The following is an 18392-nucleotide window of genomic DNA, read 5'->3' as shown; positions in this document are numbered from 1 at the left end:
GAGTCATCCTATACTACGCCGTGAATCCCGCTTTGTCGCCCGCCTGTTTAATGATGTTTGGTGCATTAACCCCAAGCCAGTCGAGCATCCCTTGCGCCGCATGACGCCCTTCCGCCATGGCGGTCACCACCAGATCCGCACCGCGCACCGCATCACCGCCGGCGAAGATTTGCGGGTTGGTCGTCTGGTAACGGTAGCGGCTCTCGACCGAGGCAACAATCCGCCCGCGCTCGTCCGTTTCAACGCCCTGCGCCTGCAGCCACGGCATCGCGTGCGGGTTAAAACCAAACGCCATAATGACCGCATCAGCCGCCATCACAAACTCGCTGCCCGCCACCGGAACGGGCCGACGCCGCCCCTGCGCATCCGGTTCACCGAGTTCGGTACGCAGCATCCGGATACCGTTGACCCTTCCGTCAGGATCCAGCGTCAGTTCAACCGGCTGGACGTTAAATTCAAACGCTGCACCCTCTTCTCTGGCATTCTTCACCTCTTTCTTCGAGCCCGGCATATTAGCCTCATCCCGACGATAGGCGCAGGTGACGTTCGTCGCGCCGTGGCGTAACGCTGTGCGGACGCAGTCCATCGCGGTATCGCCCCCGCCCAGCACCACCACGTTTAAACCACGGGTGTCGATGAACGGTTCACTGGCCAACTCGTCCAGCCCCATAACATGCCGCGTATTGCCTGCCAGGAAAGGCAGCGCGTCATAGACACCGGGCGCGTCTTCATGCGGGATACCTGCCTTCATCGAGCGATAGGTACCCACGCCAATAAACAGGGCGTCGTAGTCGTTCTGTAACTGTGACATCGACACGTCCTGGCCCACCTCGCAGTTCAGCTCGAAGCGGATCCCCATCGCGGTAAATATCTCTCTGCGCCGCGTGAGCAAAGATTTGTCCAGCTTGAATGCCGGGATGCCAAAGGTCAGCAATCCGCCGATTTCCGGATGCCGGTCATAGACCGTCACGTTCACGCCGCTGCGCGCCAGCACGTCGGCACACGCCAGCCCGGCAGGCCCCGCGCCGACAATCGCGACACGTTTACCCGACGGCGTGACGGCGGACATATCCGGCCGCCAGCCCATCGCCAGCGCCCGTTCGGCGATATAGCGCTCGATGTTTCCGATGGTCACGGAACCCGCCTCGTCACGTAGTGTGCAGGCACCTTCGCATAATCGGTCCTGCGGACAGACGCGGCCGGTAATTTCAGGTAAACAGTTAGTCTGATGAGAAAGCTCGACCGCGCCAGCAATGTCACCCGCGCTGAGGCGCTCAATCCATTGCGGGATGTGGTTGTGCAGCGGGCAGGTCCATTCGCAAATGCTGTGCTCTCCGCACTTCAGGCAGCGCGACGCCTCGCGGGCGGCCTGCTCAGTCCGAAACGGCAGGTAAATTTCGTTAAAATGGCCCACGCGCTCTGCGCCAGCCAGTTTATCGGGCTCGCCGCGTGGCAGGGTTGTTTGCATCTGCTGCAGTTTGGTGCGCGGGACGTTCTCTTTGACGGCCTCCGCATGCCAGGGCTGCGCCTCCAGGGAGGCAGCGCGCTGTCGGCGCGATTTCGCCAGATTATCCAGGACAGCAGGCGTCGCCAGGGAGAGGACATCTGCCGGGCAGTTTTCGATACAGGCCGGGCCATGTGGACGCGTCAGACAGAGATCGCATTTATTCGCCGAGGCCTTCACGCTGCCGTTGTCGAGCGGGGTGACGATAATCTCCATCGTGCCAAACGGGCAAGCCACCGCGCAGGCCTTACAGCCGATGCATTTTTGTTGATTCACCTGTACGCTGTCATCACATTTGCTGATGGCGCCGTTCGGGCAGCTTTGCGCGCAGGGCGCATTTTCACAGTGATGACAGGTGACAGGGCTTCGCTTCTCGCCGGATCTCAGGACCGTAATACGGGGATGAAAATGGCGCTCGCTCAGGACATGCTGCTCACCGTTGTGCGCCATCACGCAGGCCACTTCGCAGGCACGACACCCAATGCATTGCTGGCTGTTAGCCATAATAAAACGATTCATAATCACACCTGTTTTTGGTTCAATAACCTTATTCTTTGTATGAATATGGTATTTACGCATCACGGCGCGATCGGGCAATGTTCAAATGCCCAGGATGCCCAATTATTTCCAGTGAACCTGTGGCAGATCAATTTTATTCAGAGAGCCGTTCTGTGACCGTTAAACGACCCGTTTCCGGAAGCCTCGCCTGGGCTTTCTTTTCGATCATTGTCTTATCCGTGCTGACCAGCACCGTCGCGCTGCTGACGCTTGCCAGCAGCCAGCGTGATGCCGAAGCAATTAATATCGCGGGCTCGCTGCGCATGCAGAGCTATCGTCTGGGCTACGAGATGCAGCGCAACAGCCCTTCCCTTGCCGAACATCGCGAGAACTGGCAACAGACGCTGAGTGCGCCAGCCCTGCAGAAGCTGAACCGCTGGTACGTCCCGGACAATGTTAAAGCACGCTATCAGCAACTGCATGTGGCCTGGCTGGAGATGGATGCGCGCATCGCCCGCGGCGACAGCGCATGGTATCAAAGCCACATTGGTGATTTTGTCGGCCGCATTGATGCCTTTGTGCTCGCCCTACAGCACTACACCGAACATAAAATTCAGACGGTCACCCTGCTCTCTCTGGCGGGCGCGCTTGGGATCCTGCTACTGACGCTGTTTACCCTGCGACGCATCCGTCGCCAGGTGGTATTGCCGCTGAACAATCTGGTGGCGGCCAGCGAACGGATTGAGCGAGGCGAGTTTGCGACCCCTGCGCCGGATACCGCCCTGCCGAATGAACTGGGTCAACTATCGCGTGCCTTCAACCACATGTCCGCCGAGTTAGCCACGCTCTACCGATCGCTTGAAGCCTCAGTTGCGGAAAAAACGCGGCATTTGCATGACGCCCACCAGCAGCTCGACATGCTGTTCAAATGCTCTCAGGCGCTGAATACCGGCCAGATAGACAGCCACTGCTTCCGGCATATCCTGCAGATTGTCCGTGACTATACGCAGATGAGTTATCTGGAACTGCGCACCAGCGACGACTGGCGGCTGTGTGAAGGGACGGAGTCAAGCGGCCTCCCGCTGCAAAACCTGCCGGTCCTGATGCAGGACACCCTTTACGGCGAGCTGCGCTGGCAAAGCGAAACGGACAGCGTTCCCCTCCCGCTGATGAGAAGCGTGGCGACCATGCTCGGGCGCGGGCTGTACTTTAACCAGGCGCAAAAGCACTACCAGCAGCTGCTGCTGATGGAAGAGCGCGCCACCATCGCTCGCGAGCTGCATGATTCGCTGGCGCAGGTGCTGTCGTATCTGCGCATTCAGCTTGCCCTGCTTAAACGCGCCGTGCCGGAGGAAAATACCCCGGCACAGACCATCATCACCGACTTCTCCCGCGAGCTTAACAACGCCTGGCAGCAACTGCGCGAGTTGCTCACCACCTTCCGCCTGACGCTGAACCACGCGAATTTACCCGCGGCGCTACAGGAGTCTCTCGACGCCCTGCAGAGCCAGACGCAGGCCAGACTGCATCTCGACTGCCGCCTCTCCTCGCTGGCGCTGGACGCGCAAAAGCAGGTGCATCTTTTACAGATCGTGCGTGAGGCCGTGCTGAATGCCATTAAGCACGCGCAGGCCAGCGAGATCGCGGTGAGCTGCGTGACGGCAGCGGACGGCACGCACTGCGTCAGCATTCGTGACAACGGCATCGGGATTGGCGAGGCCAGCGAGCCGCCGGGGCACTACGGACTGAACATTATGCGTGAACGCGCGCAACGGCTTGGAGGAACGCTACACTTTTCGCAGCCGCAAAACGGCGGCACGCTGGTCAGCGTCACGTTCCCCGTGCCTGAGGCACCGGCGGGTAAATAACGGTAAAGGGGGAAGCGCAGGGAAAAGCGCATGATAATTTACATTATCTCCTTTATTTCTCCACGTTTGACCTGGGCCTTACCGCTAAAGTTATGCGGGCAATAAACAATAATGACGTGCAGCAAAACGAGGTCACTTTTTCATGGCGAATTTTTTCATCGATCGCCCCATTTTTGCCTGGGTGCTTGCCATCCTGTTGTGTCTGACAGGTGTCCTGGCGATTACATCACTTCCCGTTGAGCAATACCCCGATCTGGCACCGCCAAACGTGCGTGTCACCGCAAACTACCCCGGCGCTTCCGCACAAACGCTGGAAAACACCGTGACGCAGGTTATCGAGCAGAACATGACGGGTCTGGATAACCTGATGTACATGTCTTCGCAAAGTAGCGCGACGGGCCAGGCGACGGTCACCCTGAGCTTTAAGGCGGGCACCGACCCGGACGAAGCAGTGCAGCAGGTACAAAACCAGCTGCAGTCGGCCATGCGCAAGCTTCCCCAGGCGGTGCAGAACCAGGGCGTGACCGTACGTAAAACCGGTGATACCAATATTTTGACCATCGCGTTTGTCTCGACAGATGGCTCGATGGATAAACAGGACATTGCGGACTACGTCGCCAGTAATATTCAGGATCCCATCAGCCGTATCAACGGCGTGGGGGATATCGATGCTTACGGCTCGCAATACTCGATGCGTATCTGGCTCGATCCCAACAAGCTTAACAGCGTCCAGATGACGGCAACCGACGTGACGAATGCCATCAAAGCCCAGAACGCCCAGATTGCCGTGGGGCAGCTGGGGGGAACGCCGTCCGTCGATAAACAGGCCCTGAATGCCACCATTAATTCGCAATCCCTGCTGCAGACGCCGGACCAATTCCGCAATATCACCCTGCGCGTGAATCAGGATGGATCGGAAGTGCGCCTGGGCGATGTCGCCACGGTGGAAATGGGGGCAGAAAAATACGACTACCTGAGCCGCTTTAACGGCAAACAGGCCTCCGGTCTGGGGATTAAACTGGCCTCCGGTGCGAACGAAATGGCCACGGCGAAACTGGTGCTGGACCGTCTGGATGAGCTGTCGCAGTATTTCCCGCACGGGCTGGAGTACAAAGTCGCCTATGAAACCACCTCCTTCGTTAAAGCGTCGATTGAGGATGTGGTGAAGACCCTGCTGGAAGCCATCGCGCTGGTGTTCCTGGTCATGTACCTGTTCCTGCAAAACTTCCGCGCAACGCTGATCCCAACCATTGCCGTCCCCGTGGTGCTGCTGGGCACCTTTGCGGTGCTGTACGCGTTCGGGTATAGCATTAATACCCTGACAATGTTTGCGATGGTGCTGGCGATTGGCCTTCTGGTGGATGATGCCATCGTGGTGGTTGAAAACGTCGAGCGCATCATGAGTGAAGAAGGCCTTTCTCCACGCCAGGCGACGCGAAAATCCATGGGACAAATTCAGGGGGCGTTAGTCGGTATTGCGATGGTGCTGTCGGCCGTCTTTATCCCGATGGCCTTCTTCGGCGGCACAACCGGGGCGATTTACCGTCAGTTCTCCATCACCATCGTCTCGGCGATGGTGCTCTCCGTGCTGGTGGCGCTGATCCTCACCCCTGCACTCTGCGCCACCATCCTGAAGCCGCTGCACAAAGGGGAACATCACGGTCAGAAAGGGTTCTTCGGCTGGTTTAACCGGATGTTTAACCGCAATGCCGCCCGGTATGAATCTGCCGTCGGCGGCGTGCTGCACCGCAGCCTGCGCTGGATGATGGTTTACGTTGCGCTGCTGGGCGGCATGGTCTGGCTGTTTATGCATCTGCCCACCTCGTTCCTGCCGATGGAAGACCGGGGGATGTTCACCACTTCGGTGCAGCTCCCGAGCGGCGCAACGCAGCAGCAGACGCTGAAAGTGGTTCAGAAAGTGGAACAGTACTTCTTCACCAAAGAGAAAGATAACGTCGTTTCGGTCTTCTCCACCGTCGGTTCCGGCCCCGGCGGAAACGGGCAGAACGTCGCCCGCATGTTCGTGCGCCTGAAGGACTGGGACGAACGCGACACCAAAACGGGAACGTCATTTGCCATCATTGAGCGTGCGACGAAAGCCTTTGCGCACATCAAAGAAGCGCGCGTCTTTGCCAGCAGCCCGCCTGCGATAAGCGGTCTGGGCAGTTCTGCCGGGTTTGATATGGAACTGCAGGATCACGCCGGTGCGGGCCATACGGCACTGATGGCAGCGCGCGATAAGCTGCTAGCGCTGGCGAGCAGCGATTCAGGCCTGACCCGCGTTCGCCATAACGGTCTTGATGACAGCCCGCAGCTGCAGGTGGATATCGATCAGCGTAAGGCGCAGGCGCTGGGCGTCTCGATCAACGATATCAATGACACCCTGCAAACGGCATGGGGCTCGAGCTATGTGAATGACTTTATGGATCGCGGTCGCGTGAAAAAAGTGTATGTACAGTCCGCCGCACCGTTCCGCATGCTGCCGGATGATATTAACCGCTGGTTTGTCAGGAATAATGCCGGCGGCATGGTGCCCTTCTCCGCCTTTGCCAACTCGCACTGGGAGAGCGGTTCGCCGCGTCTGGAACGCTATAACGGCTATTCCGCGGTTGAAATCGTCGGGGAAGCCGCGCCGGGCGTCAGTACCGGTACCGCCATGAACACCATGGAAAAACTGGTGCAGCAGCTGCCCGCCGGTTTTGGTCTGGAGTGGACGGCCATGTCTTACCAGGAGCGTCTCTCCGGCGCGCAGGCCCCTGCGCTTTACGCGCTCTCGCTGCTGGTGGTCTTCCTCTGCCTTGCCGCACTGTATGAAAGCTGGTCAGTCCCGTTCTCCGTCATGCTGGTAGTGCCCCTTGGCGTCATCGGTGCCCTGCTCGCGACATGGATGCGCGGCCTGGAGAACGATGTCTACTTCCAGGTCGGGCTGCTCACCGTGATTGGGCTATCGGCGAAAAACGCCATTCTGATTGTTGAGTTTGCCAACGAGATGAATGCCAAAGGCCACGAGCTAATGGCCGCCACGCTGCACGCCTGCCGTCAGCGCTTACGCCCGATCCTGATGACGTCGCTGGCGTTTGTTTTTGGTGTACTGCCGATGGCAACCAGCACGGGCGCAGGCTCCAGCAGCCAGCATGCCGTAGGCACGGGCGTCATGGGGGGCATGATTTCGGCCACCATCCTGGCCATTTACTTCGTTCCGCTGTTCTTTGTGCTGGTGCGTCGCCGCTTCCCGCTGAAGGAGCGTCTGGAGTAAGTGGTTGAAATAAAAAAAGGCGGCTTTATCGGCCGCCTTTTTATTGTGTGATTAATTCACACTATGGTTATTATACTTATTTTAGTGCTCTTGCAATTCTTACTGAATGTCATTTACGAAGCATGCCTTCGATAAAATCTTTCCAGTTCCCCAGTTCACGTTCAATCATAACAACCTCTCTTATTATTATGCGCATTCTACAAAAACGGACCATCATTGTGAAGACTCTTTAACCAATTGCTGTGATTGTACCCCACGTCCTGCGGGGATTTATGATAAATATGAACGGATCACCCTCAATTTTTTGTGACGGCTAGCAATATTTTGAAATAACCCCACAAATGGGTGAATTTTATTTTACCTGCTGAGTTTATTCGAAATTTAAACCTTATGGACATCTATGCTTAAAGGGTGAAAGAATATTCAGCGTACAGTTGTGAGTTGAATTAAGAAGAAGTGTAAATCCAGACGATTCCTGAATGTGTTATATTCTATTTAAGGATATATCTTCGAATTTACTGAACATTTAATCATCATTAGGTCAAAAGGATTCACCATGGTTGTGATGTACGGCATTAAAAATTGCGACACCATCAAAAAAGCCCGCCGCTGGCTGGAAGCAAATAGCGTGGAGTACCGCTTCCACGATTACCGTGCCGATGGGCTTGATGCAGAATTTCTGCATAAAGCTATCAACGAACTGGGGTGGGAAGCATTGCTGAATACGCGCGGTACCACCTGGCGTAAACTGGACGAATCTCTGCGCGCCAGCATCAAAGATGCCGACAGCGCGGCAAAACTGATGCTCGAAATGCCGGCAATCATCAAACGCCCATTGCTCTGCGCGCCAGGGCAGCCTATGCTGCTGGGTTTCAGTGAAACCGTTTATTCAGAATTTTTTCGTTGAGGTGTAGTCTATGTCATGCCCGGTCATTGAGCTGACTCAGCAGCTTATTCGCCGTCCTTCCCTTAGCCCGGACGACGCAGGTTGTCAGGCATTAATGATTGAACGCCTGCGTGCCATCGGTTTTACCGTTGAACGCATGGATTTTGGCGATACCCAGAACTTCTGGGCGTGGCGCGGCCAGGGTGAAACGCTGGCCTTTGCCGGGCATACTGACGTCGTTCCCGCGGGTGACGCGGATCGCTGGATTAACCCACCGTTTGAACCGACCATCCGCGATGGCATGCTGTTTGGCCGCGGTGCGGCAGACATGAAAGGCTCTCTGGCGGCGATGGTCGTGGCAGCAGAGCGCTTTGTTGCTCAGCATCCGAACCACAAGAACCGTCTCGCGTTTTTAATCACCTCCGACGAAGAAGCCAGCGCCCATAACGGTACCGTGAAGGTCGTTGAAGCGCTGATGGCGCGTAACGATCGTCTCGACTACTGCCTGGTCGGTGAGCCGTCCAGTACCGAAGTGGTGGGTGATGTCGTCAAAAACGGGCGCCGCGGCTCGCTGACCTGTAATCTGACCATTCATGGCGTTCAGGGACACGTTGCTTATCCGCATCTGGCCGATAACCCGGTCCATCGCGCGGCGCCGATGCTGAGCGAATTAGTGGCAATTGAGTGGGATAAAGGCAACGAGTTCTTCCCGCCGACCAGCATGCAGATTGCAAACGTCAAGGCCGGGACCGGCAGCAATAACGTTATCCCGGGAGATTACTTCGTCCAGTTCAACTTCCGATTCAGCACTGAACTGACCGATGAGATGATCAAGGCGCGCGTTGTCGCCCTGCTGGAAAAATATAACCTGCGCTACACCGTCGACTGGTGGCTTTCCGGCCAGCCGTTCCTGACGCAGCGTGGCAAACTGGTGGATGCGGTGGTGAACGCCATCGAGCACTATAATGAAATTAAGCCACAGCTGCTGACGACGGGTGGCACCTCAGACGGACGCTTTATCGCCCGCATGGGTGCCCAGGTTGTCGAACTGGGTCCAGTGAACGCAACCATTCATAAAATAAATGAGTGTGTCAATGCGGCAGATTTGCAACTGCTGGCCCGTATGTATCAACGTATTATGGAGCAACTCGTCGCCTGACGAACGCTCTGAGAGGAATAGCGAATGGACTGGCTTTCAAAGTACTGGTGGATTCTGGTGTTGGTTTTTCTGGTCGGCGTATTGCTTAACGTGATTAAAGATCTTAAGCGCGTTGACCATAAAAAATTTCTCGCCAACAAACCGGATCTTCCCCCGCATCGTGATTTTAACGATAAGTGGGACGATGACGACGACTGGCCGAAGAAGGATCAGAAGAAGTAATCGATCTGTTTCCCCTCTCCATGGGAGAGGGGGCAACCTCACATAAACTCAACAATATCATCGTTATCCGGCTTGCCGCCGCTGAGCGCTTCATCAAAGTAGTGCTTCGGTACGGTATAGCGCAAACGATCGAGCGCAAACTGCATGCTACGGTCGTCAATCGCATGGCCCAGGTCGTCAACGATATCCAGCGTCACATCCCCACCTTCGCGAATCAGCGCTTCCTGCGCGGCAACCGCATGCGAAAGCTCAATCACCCGGTCTTCACCACCGTGGATCAGGTGGATCGTCGTCTGCGTGGACGCGCTAGTCGGTAGCGTCGCAAAACGACCGTTAAACGCGATCACTCTCGAAACCAGACCTGGCTGCGCTTTTACGCTTTCCAGGGACATGATTGACCCCTGCGAGAAGCCAATCAGCGCGGTTGCGTCGGCACCGACGCCGCTCTGCTGCTGCCAGTAGCGAACAATGTCGATAAACGTGGGCATAATGGCATCAATGCGCGCCTGACGGTTCTCCTCCGTTACACCCTGAACAGAAAACCACTGCCGACCGTTTGGACCACATGGCTCTACGCCACCGATGCTGACAATCAAGGCCTCCGGAAATACAGGCGCAAACCAGCTGCCAATCTGCCCCATATTGACGGCATTATCGCCAACGCCATGAAACAGAAGCAGTAACTGTTTAGCCGGTTTGTCAGGGCTTTGAACAACAAAATGGTCGTGTTTCATGGCGGTCTCCTTAATAGATGACCTGGATTCTACGCCTCGCAGCGGGAATGACCATGCCACTTTACTGAAGAAGTCATTGAAAAAATTGCCATTGCAAAATGTCTTCTTTCAACTGCTGGCAGCGCGGATAATCAAGACTTTCAATCGCTTGCGCGGTTTCACTCCGCAACTTTGCCAGCAATGCTTTTCGCCCGACGTCTTCCGTTTTTCCTTCCATTTTCCCACGCAGGGCCGGAAGCGGCATGTCCACGGTTAACAACAGCCGCGTCAGTGCGGCAACCGAGGTTGAAAACGCCCGGTGGGCGAAGGCAAACCCTGCCAGCTCCAGCCAGTCGTCATGATTAAGGGTAGCTTCCCATTCATCTTCCACCGGGATCTTTTCACCGTTCCAGGCCGATAATACACGCGCATCGCGCTTCAGACGCTGCTGTGCCTGCTCACACAGCAGGCGCCCGGCATCACTCTGCGCCAGTAGCGCCATCGCGGTGTAACAGCCGCTGCTGGCTTCACGATGGCTCCCCATCCGCACCAGCACAAACCCGCACTGCTGCCAGAAGCGCCAAAGCTCATCGGTATAACCAAAGCTCACCGACAGATAATCTTCTCCGCTGGCGCTGCGGATAAGCGCCTGACCAATCCCTTCCCGCTGACGATGAGGGTGCACGGCAATGCGGGTCACCCGTCGGCCTCTGAGCGTTGCCGCCAGCGGGCAGCCGCCGTGCGCCGCCAGAGACTGCGCCACCAGGTTCCCGCGAGGACGCCGGAACCCCGCCCACACGGCGCGGCTAAGCTCAGGGGATAGCCCGCCCTCCTCCACCAGCCAGAGCGCCCCGGCGATGACCGGGTTCGCTTCTGCGACAGCAAACTGCTGCCCGGGCGCGTCCATCATGCGGCGTAAATCGAGCGGCGAGGTACGATAATGCGCGGCGCAGAGTAGCTCGTATACGCTCGCTGCCAGCGCCGGACGGCTTTCCCACGTAGCAGACGTCAGAGAAGTTAAATGCACCTCCCCTTCCGGGCGGCGGTCAAGCAGCGTATCGTCAAACAGCAGCGCGCTGGCAACGACCCGCTCAAGCGGGCAGCCCGCAGCCCAGCGTACCGGCGCTGATAGGCTGTAACGCTGTAGCCCGGCAAACCGACCGCAGAATTTAAGCAAGAATCCCCGGCCCGTCCCTTCATAACCCTGCACCGTGGTGGTCAACAGCACGCGAGGGAAACGACGCACCAGCTTTTCCAGCAGCGGGCCGGGGATCGCGGCAGCTTCATCAACAATCAGCCAGTCGGCGTGGCGTGAAGAGGCAAGCAGCGCGTCCGGAGCCATAAAATAAAAAATGCTCTCCGGCAAAGCGGGCGATAATATCCGTTGCCCCCTTCGCCGGGGCGGTGACCACGGCGCTGCCCGCAATACGGTTCAGCAACATTCCCGCCATGGCTGACTTTCCGCGCCCGCGCGCGGCGGTAACGGCCACGATGCCACCCTGCATCCCCTGAAGCACATCCAGGATCTCCGCCTGCTCGCGCTGCGGTGCGCCGCTGGCAGGCTGCCAGTCGGGCGTATCGGGTAAAGGCGGAAGAGATAACTCGCTACCCTGAAGCCAGACAATCGCGTCGGGATCGGCGGTAATGGTCTGGCAGAAATGGTGGACAAAATGTGGCGTGGCTATCGCTTCGGCGCTATCGCTCCAGCGTAATGAATCACTGTCAGGAAGTTCAGCCCACGCGTCGAGCGGCGGCACCCGCAGTACCAGAAGGCTTCCGGCGCTCAGCGTTCCGCTCAGGGCGGCAAACGCGGCGACATCAAACCCGGTACTGGCGTTAAAAACGGCATGCCGGAACTCGCGTCCCAGCAGGCCGCTGATGGCTTGTGAAGGGCGTTCATCCAGCCAAACCCAGTCTCCGGGGAGGGCGTCACGCAGGGCGACCGCCTGGGTTAACGTCCACTGCGCGTCACCGCTGAGCACCACCAGCCGACGATGGCCGGTGCGCTCAAGCTCGCTTATTAGCTGTTCAAACAGCTGCATTACATCGCTTTACCGAAGGTATTGCACTGCGCCGGATCGCCGCTGTCGAAACCACGTTTGAACCAGCTATAACGCTGTTGCGAGGTACCGTGAGTGAAGCTGTCCGGCACTACGCGCCCCTGGCTCTGCTGCTGAAGACGGTCGTCACCGATAGCCTGAGCGGCATTTAACGCCTCTTCAAGGTCACCGGATTCCAGAACGCCCTGCTGCTTCATGCTGTGGCCCCAGACGCCCGCGAAGCAGTCCGCCTGCAGTTCCATTTTGACAGAAAGGCGGTTCACTTCCGCCTGAGACGCATTTTGCTGAAGCTGGCGTACTTTTGGCTCAATCCCCAGCAGCTTTTGCACGTGATGGCCGACTTCATGCGCGATCACGTAGCCCTGAGCAAAATCACCGTCAGCGCCAAGCTTGCGTTTCATGTCATCGTAAAACGAGAGATCGATATAGACCGTGCCGTCTGCCGGGCAGTAGAACGGCCCCATCACAGATTGCCCGGTACCGCATCCGGTACGGGTTGCACCACGATACATCACCAGCTTCGGCTGCTGGTAGGTACGCCCCATCTTCTCGAACAGCTGACTCCAGGTGTCTTCTGTTGTGGCGAGAATAACGGAGGTAAATTTGGCCGCTTCATCTTCATTCGGACTGATGGAGCGCTGAGATTGCTGCTGCTGTTGCAGCGGCTGACCGGTCATTAAACCGGTGAGATCGACGCCGTAATACCCCGCGACCAGCACCACAATCAGCAGGATTATCCCGCCCTTGCCGCTGGGTAACCGGAAGCCGGGCCCGCCCATTGAAGGACCGCCGCCACCATCACTGCGTCTGTCTTCTACATTGTCACTTTCACGACGCCCTTGCCAGCGCATAACCACCTCGAACTATTCCATTTATAATAGCTATGATCGTAGGCGGTTAACGGCAAGATTACCATAGGAAACAAAGGTAAGACGCCAAAGGATGCAAACATCCTTTGGCAAGTTAGGGAGTTAGTCGAGCTTAACGCCTAAACGGTGAGCAACCGCTTCGTACGCTTCAATCAGGCCACCCAGGCTCTGACGGAAGCGGTCTTTGTCCATTTTATCCAGGGTTTCTTTATCCCACAGGCGGCTACCGTCTGGTGAGAACTCATCGCCCAGCACCACTTCGCCTTTGAACAGACCAAACTCCAGCTTGAAGTCGACGAGGATCAGGCCCGCGTCATCAAACAATTTTTTCAGCACGTCGTTGGCTTTGTAGGTCAACTCTTTCATGCGCGCCAGGTTCTCTTTATTCACCCAGCCGAAGGTTTCGCAGTAGGAATCATTAACCATAGGATCGTGCATAGCATCGTTTTTCAGGAACAGATCGAACAGAGGTGGATTCAGTTCGATACCTTCTTCAATGCCCAGACGCTTCACCAGGGAGCCCGCTGCACGGTTACGAATAACGCACTCAACCGGAACCATATCCAGTTTTTTCACCAGACATTCCGTATCGGACAGCAACGCTTCCATCTGAGTCGGGATACCCGCGTCGGCCAGTTTGGTCATAATGAAATGGTTGAACTTGTTGTTCACCATGCCCTTACGATCGAACTGCTCAATGCGTGCGCCATCCCCTGCTGACGTATCATTGCGGAACTCGAGCACCAACAGATCCGGGTTTTCCGTGCTGTATACGGTCTTCGCTTTGCCACGATACAACTCAGCTTGCTTCTGCATCTTCATTACTCCTGGTGTGATGATTTGTGTTCAAAACTGGGGATATTATGCCACGCACACGTTTGCGTGGCACTAAAATAAAAAGGGCTGGATTAACCAGCCCTCGTATTTATTTGCTGAATGCCGCCTGGAAGACAGCGACCAGCGCATCGTTCTGCGACTGGGTCAGCGTGTGACCTTTTGGATCGATAAACTGCAGACTGCTGCGGTTATCAAGGTCGCCAACCTGAATCTTGTAGTCACCGGAGGCAAGCTGAGGATCTTTCGCACCCAGTTCCTGCCACGCGCTGTCGGAGAGCGGCTTATACGTTGCCGTCATGCTGCCGGTCGAACGCGTGCTGTCGGTCACTTTCATGCCCACTTTTTCAAGCGTCGCTGGCAGACGCTGCCAGGTCTGGTTAAACGGTGCACGAACCACCAGCATTGGCAGGCCGGTATCATCCGCACCGCTTTGCACATCGAAGGTCGCGCCATTGCGGCTCTGCGCGGCGTTGGCGGCATCGGTAGCGGTCTTATCCAGGCCCGCGGCAATCACGTTCAGCATTTCGGTGCTGTAACGCTGCAGGGACGCGGCATCCGCAACCGGTTTACCCGCCTGCTCCAGGTTCAACAGCTTAACGTTAACCGCCTGCTGATAACCCTGTGGTTTTACGGAGACTTGATAGCGACCGCGGTACTGCTGATCTTCATCCAGACGGTTCCATTCGATCCAGTCGGTGGTTAACGTCTGGCTGGCGTCATCGCGTTTATCGATGGTGTAGTTCTTCGACTGAATAACGCTGACAACCTGCGGCCACAGGGTGCTACCGCGCGCGCTCTCAACCATCAGAGACGCCGTATCACCGGTGAACTGGGTACGCGCCCCGCTCACCAGCGCCAAAGGCTGTGCTGGCGGACGAATATCAAGCGCTTTACCAACCAGGCCGCTGCCGTTGGTCACGGGAATATTATAATCGCCGTTCTGAATCGGCAGGATCATACCAGCCGGTGCGTGAAGTTCAGCAAGCGGGGTCGCATCCAGATAGGATTCATCACCGCTCACCTGGCGCTTGTAGCGCGAGTCTGAACTACAGGCAGCGAGCAGCATAACAAGCGAAACACTCGCAACCTTCGCCAGGCGCGACTTCTGTACTGAATAAGCCATCAAATCTCCCTAAACTTTACAGCAAACCGGCATGCTTCAGCGCTGCCTTGACGATGTCACGACCGTGGTCGGTAATCGGTGTCATTGGCAGACGCAGCGTATCGGTTGCTACAAGCCCCAACTCCTTACACGCCCATTTCACTGGGATCGGATTGGGTTCGACAAATAATTTATTGTGCAGCGGCATCAGACGCTGGTTAATGACACGCGCTTCATCAAAATGACCGGCTGCGGCCAGCTTGCACATTTCAGCCATATCGCGCGCCGCAACGTTTGCCGTTACGGAGATCACGCCATGACCACCGAGCTGCATAAAGTCCAGCGCGGTCGCATCATCACCACTCAACAGGATAAAGTCATCTGAAACCAGCTCTTTGATCTGATGAACGCGGCTTAAGTTCCCTGTCGCCTCTTTAATAGCGATAATATTTTTTACTTCCGAGAGACGACCAACGGTTTCCGGCAGCATATCGCAACCGGTACGGGACGGCACATTATACAGAATTTGTGGCAAGTCAGTATGTTCAGCGATGGCTTTGAAGTGCTGGAACAAACCTTCCTGGGTAGGACGGTTGTAATAAGGGGTCACCGTCAGACAGCCTACGATGCCGCTGTCGTTAAAACGTTTGGTCAGACTGATAGCTTCTGCGGTTGCATTAGCCCCTGTCCCCGCGATAACCGGAATACGTCCGTCAGCCAGTTCCAGGGTCAGCATAACCACATCGCCGTGCTCTTCGTGGCTCAGCGTTGCAGATTCACCGGTAGTCCCTACCGAAACGATCGCCGAGGTTCCATTGGCGACATGGTAATCAATCAGCTTCTTCATGCTTGACCGGCAGACATTACCTTTTTCATCCATCGGTGTTACAAGCGCGACAATACTTCCCGTGAACATGAGCCATCCTCTGTGCGAACAAGAGCCTCAATGGTACGTTTGGAACTGTAATAAAAGCAAGCGACCTGAGGCCCTCAGGCGGTTGTATGCATGTTTTTTTTATGCTTTCCTTAGGAAGACTTAACCATGCAAAGGAAGAACAGGTTTGACAACCTCATCACAACATTACCTGGTTATCACTGCGCTGGGTGCCGACAGGCCGGGTATCGTGAACACCATCACCCGTCACGTGAGCAGCTGCGGCTGTAATATCGAAGACAGCCGTCTGGCAATGCTGGGCGACGAGTTCACGTTTATTATGCTGCTGTCCGGAACATGGAATGCCATTACGCTTATCGAATCGACCCTGCCGCTGAAGGGCGCGGAGCTGGATTTGCTGATCGTGATGAAACGTACTACCGCGCGCCCGCGTCCGGCTATGCCCGCGACCGTCTGGGTGCAGGTTGAAGTCCCTGACTCTCCCCATCTGATTGAGCGCTTTACCGCGCTGTTTGACAGCCATCAGATGAACATCGCTGAGCTTGTTTCCCGCACACAGCCGGGTGACGAGAGCACGGTTCCTACGCTCTTTATTCAAATTACCGCGCACTGCCCTGCCTCACAGGATGCGTCAAATATCGAGCAAGCGTTCAAAGCCCTCTGTACAGAATTAAACGCGCAGGGCAGTATAAGCGTCGTCAATTATTCGCAGCACGAACAGGATGGAGTTGAGTAATGAATCCACTGAAAGCCGGTGACATCGCACCGAAATTTAGCTTACCGGATCAAGACGGCGAGCAAGTAAATTTGACCGACTTCCAGGGACAGCGTGTTCTGGTCTATTTCTACCCGAAAGCCATGACCCCCGGCTGCACCGTACAGGCCTGCGGCTTACGCGACAACATGGACGAGTTGAAAAAAGTCGGCGTGGAAGTGCTGGGTATCAGCACGGATAAACCGGAAAAGCTGTCACGATTTGCTGAAAAAGAGCTGCTGAACTTCACGCTGCTTTCTGATGAAGATCATCAGGTGTGCGAGCAGTTCGGCATCTGGGGCGAGAAGACGTTTATGGGTAAAACCTACGACGGTATTCACCGCATCAGCTTCCTGATTGACGCTGACGGTAAAATTGAACACGTGTTTGACGACTTCAAAACCAGCAACCACCACGACGTGGTGTTGAACTGGCTGAAAGAGAACGTCTGATACTTGTTGTGCCGGGTGGCGCTGCGCTTACCCAGCCTACATTCCGAGTGTAGGTCGGGTAAGCGCAGCGCCACCCGACAAACCTACTTCTCTTCCACTGCCGGCACATCCGGCCACGCGTGGACCACAGCTTTAATCAGCGTTGCCAGCGGGATCGCAAAGAACACGCCCCAGAACCCCCACAGCCCGCCGAAAATCACCACGGACAAGATAATTACCAGCGGATGCAGGTTCACCGCTTCTGAGAACAGCACCGGAACCAGCAGGTTACCGTCCAGCCCCTGAATAATCAGGTACACCGCGAAGCAGCTCCAGAACTCCGTCCCCAGCCCGAACTGGAACAGCGCGACCCCAACAACCGGAATGGTCACCACAAACGCGCCGATGTACGGAATCAGGACCGACAGCCCCACCAGCACCGCCAGCAGCAGCGAGTAGTTCAGGCCGAAGATCAGGAAGCCAATCCAGGTGGCTACCCCCACGACAATCATCTCCAGCACCTTGCCGCGAATGTAGTTGGTGATCTGCTGGTTCATCTCTTCCCAGACCTGCCCCGCCAGCCCGCGGTTGCGCGGTAAAATACGCCGCACGGCGTTGAGCATCTGGTCTTTGTCTTTCACCAGGAAGAAGACCATCAGCGGAACGAGCACAAGGTAGACCGCCAGGGTGAGCAACCCCACCAGCGAGGCCAGAGAGTATTTCACCACCGAATCGCCCATCGTCATGATGCGGGCGCGCATATTTTCCGCCATCGCGTCGATGATCCCGGCGTCCATTAACGCGGGGTAACGGCGCGGCAGCGTGGCGGCAAAATCAGAGAGTTTATTCAACATGCCGGGCATATCGCGGATCAGGTAGATCCCCTGCTGCCAGGCGACGGGCATCACCACAAAGGCCATCAACAGCAGGATGCCGACAAACAGCACCAGTACGATGCTGGTTGCCCAGCGGCGGGAACAGCCGATATGTTCAAGGCGCGCCGTTGGCCACTCCAGCAGATACGCCAGCACAATCGCCACCAGCAGCGGCGCAAGCAGACCGCTGAAGAAGAACAGAATACCGAAACCGGCGACCAGAATAACCAACAAAGCAATGGCTTCCGGGTCGCTGAACCGACGCCGGTACCACTGCATTAACATTTCGAGCATACAACCCTTCCCTGAATCGAATGGCGGGAGTGAGACGGTGAATTGTATCTAACTGTCACAAAAAAGACTTTCGCTTTTTGTATCGCCGACACAATCCGCAAAAGCCTGATGAATGGGATTTTCTTCATGCGGTAACACGGCTACACTCGCAGGGCAGCAGAGATGAACG

The 18392-nt window shown here is 56.4% G+C and carries 16 protein-coding genes and 1 pseudogene; 7 read left to right on the top strand and 10 right to left on the bottom strand.

Annotated elements, in window-relative coordinates; all coding sequences use genetic code 11:
- Positions 1–13 precede the first annotated feature (13 nt).
- Positions 14–2023, bottom strand: a complete 2010-nt coding sequence (aegA, locus tag E3U32_RS03715) for a formate-dependent uric acid utilization protein AegA (RefSeq protein WP_134347685.1) — start codon at positions 2021–2023, stop codon at positions 14–16.
- Positions 2024–2175: 152 nt separating this feature from the next.
- Between aegA and narQ the strand changes: the two genes are divergently transcribed.
- Positions 2176–3870 (top strand): nitrate/nitrite two-component system sensor histidine kinase NarQ, encoded by a 1695-nt coding sequence (narQ, locus tag E3U32_RS03705; RefSeq protein ID WP_134347683.1) that lies wholly within the window; start codon positions 2176–2178, stop codon positions 3868–3870.
- A 142-nt stretch (positions 3871–4012) separates the two neighbouring features.
- A complete protein-coding gene (gene acrD / locus E3U32_RS03700) occupies positions 4013–7126 on the top strand; it encodes a multidrug efflux RND transporter permease AcrD (protein WP_134347682.1) in 3114 nt (1037 codons plus the stop codon).
- A 109-nt stretch (positions 7127–7235) separates the two neighbouring features.
- On the opposite strand, the gene ypfM is transcribed toward acrD, so the two are convergent.
- On the bottom strand, positions 7236–7295 hold the full coding sequence (gene ypfM / locus E3U32_RS03695; protein ID WP_015572204.1) for a protein YpfM: 60 nt from the start codon (positions 7293–7295) through the stop codon (positions 7236–7238).
- A 387-nt stretch (positions 7296–7682) separates the two neighbouring features.
- Here ypfM and E3U32_RS03690 point away from each other — a divergent pair, with 387 nt between their 5' ends.
- From E3U32_RS03690 to E3U32_RS03680, 3 genes are read left to right on the top strand one after another with little or no spacing between them, the layout of a single operon-like run.
- On the top strand, positions 7683–8033 hold the full coding sequence (locus E3U32_RS03690; RefSeq protein ID WP_134347681.1) for an ArsC family reductase: 351 nt from the start codon (positions 7683–7685) through the stop codon (positions 8031–8033).
- 10 nt (positions 8034–8043) lie between these two features.
- On the top strand, positions 8044–9171 hold the full coding sequence (gene dapE / locus E3U32_RS03685) for a succinyl-diaminopimelate desuccinylase (RefSeq protein ID WP_134347680.1): 1128 nt from the start codon (positions 8044–8046) through the stop codon (positions 9169–9171).
- Between the two features lie 24 nt (positions 9172–9195).
- Entirely contained in the window at positions 9196–9393 is a 198-nt protein-coding gene (locus E3U32_RS03680) for a YpfN family protein (protein WP_014171111.1), read from the top strand.
- A gap of 38 nt (positions 9394–9431) precedes the next feature.
- Here the strand turns inward: E3U32_RS03680 and ypfH are convergent, their stop codons facing one another.
- The 7 genes and pseudogenes from ypfH to dapA all read right to left on the bottom strand — a co-directional run bounded on the left by ypfH (position 9432) and on the right by dapA (position 15890).
- A complete protein-coding gene (gene ypfH, locus E3U32_RS03675; protein WP_134347679.1) occupies positions 9432–10127 on the bottom strand; it encodes an esterase in 696 nt (231 codons plus the stop codon).
- A 73-nt stretch (positions 10128–10200) separates the two neighbouring features.
- Positions 10201–11013, bottom strand: coding sequence for a GNAT family N-acetyltransferase (locus E3U32_RS23890; protein ID WP_353620356.1), 813 nt, complete (start codon positions 11011–11013; stop codon positions 10201–10203).
- A gap of 213 nt (positions 11014–11226) precedes the next feature.
- Positions 11227–11548: pseudogene (locus E3U32_RS23885) on the bottom strand (tRNA cytosine(34) acetyltransferase TmcA); the annotation flags it as partial.
- Between the two features lie 599 nt (positions 11549–12147).
- Positions 12148–13017, bottom strand: a complete 870-nt coding sequence (gene ypfJ / locus E3U32_RS03665) for a KPN_02809 family neutral zinc metallopeptidase (protein ID WP_134347678.1) — start codon at positions 13015–13017, stop codon at positions 12148–12150.
- A gap of 120 nt (positions 13018–13137) precedes the next feature.
- A complete protein-coding gene (purC, locus tag E3U32_RS03660; RefSeq protein WP_134347677.1) occupies positions 13138–13851 on the bottom strand; it encodes a phosphoribosylaminoimidazolesuccinocarboxamide synthase in 714 nt (237 codons plus the stop codon).
- A gap of 109 nt (positions 13852–13960) precedes the next feature.
- Positions 13961–14995 (bottom strand): outer membrane protein assembly factor BamC, encoded by a 1035-nt coding sequence (gene bamC, locus E3U32_RS03655; protein WP_033146169.1) that lies wholly within the window; start codon positions 14993–14995, stop codon positions 13961–13963.
- 16 nt (positions 14996–15011) lie between these two features.
- Complete coding sequence (gene dapA / locus E3U32_RS03650) at positions 15012–15890, bottom strand: 4-hydroxy-tetrahydrodipicolinate synthase (protein ID WP_134347676.1); 879 nt, start codon at positions 15888–15890, stop codon at positions 15012–15014.
- 145 nt (positions 15891–16035) lie between these two features.
- On the opposite strand from dapA, the gene E3U32_RS03645 reads away from it, so the two are divergent.
- Both E3U32_RS03645 and bcp read left to right on the top strand, forming a co-directional pair.
- Positions 16036–16605, top strand: a complete 570-nt coding sequence (locus E3U32_RS03645) for a glycine cleavage system transcriptional repressor (protein ID WP_134347675.1) — start codon at positions 16036–16038, stop codon at positions 16603–16605.
- Positions 16605–17075, top strand: a complete 471-nt coding sequence (gene bcp, locus E3U32_RS03640; protein WP_134347674.1) for a thioredoxin-dependent thiol peroxidase — start codon at positions 16605–16607, stop codon at positions 17073–17075. Before E3U32_RS03645 ends, bcp begins: the two co-directional genes overlap by 1 nt.
- Before the next feature lie 83 nt (positions 17076–17158).
- Here bcp and E3U32_RS03635 read toward each other — a convergent pair whose 3' ends face one another.
- Entirely contained in the window at positions 17159–18223 is a 1065-nt protein-coding gene (locus tag E3U32_RS03635) for an AI-2E family transporter (protein ID WP_024907566.1), read from the bottom strand.
- Between the last annotated feature and the right edge of the window lie 169 nt (positions 18224–18392).

Source organism: Lelliottia nimipressuralis (assembly GCF_004402045.1).
GTDB classification, from domain to species: Bacteria; Pseudomonadota; Gammaproteobacteria; order Enterobacterales; family Enterobacteriaceae; genus Enterobacter; species Enterobacter chinensis.
This window is presented reverse-complemented; position numbering and strand designations above follow the sequence as displayed.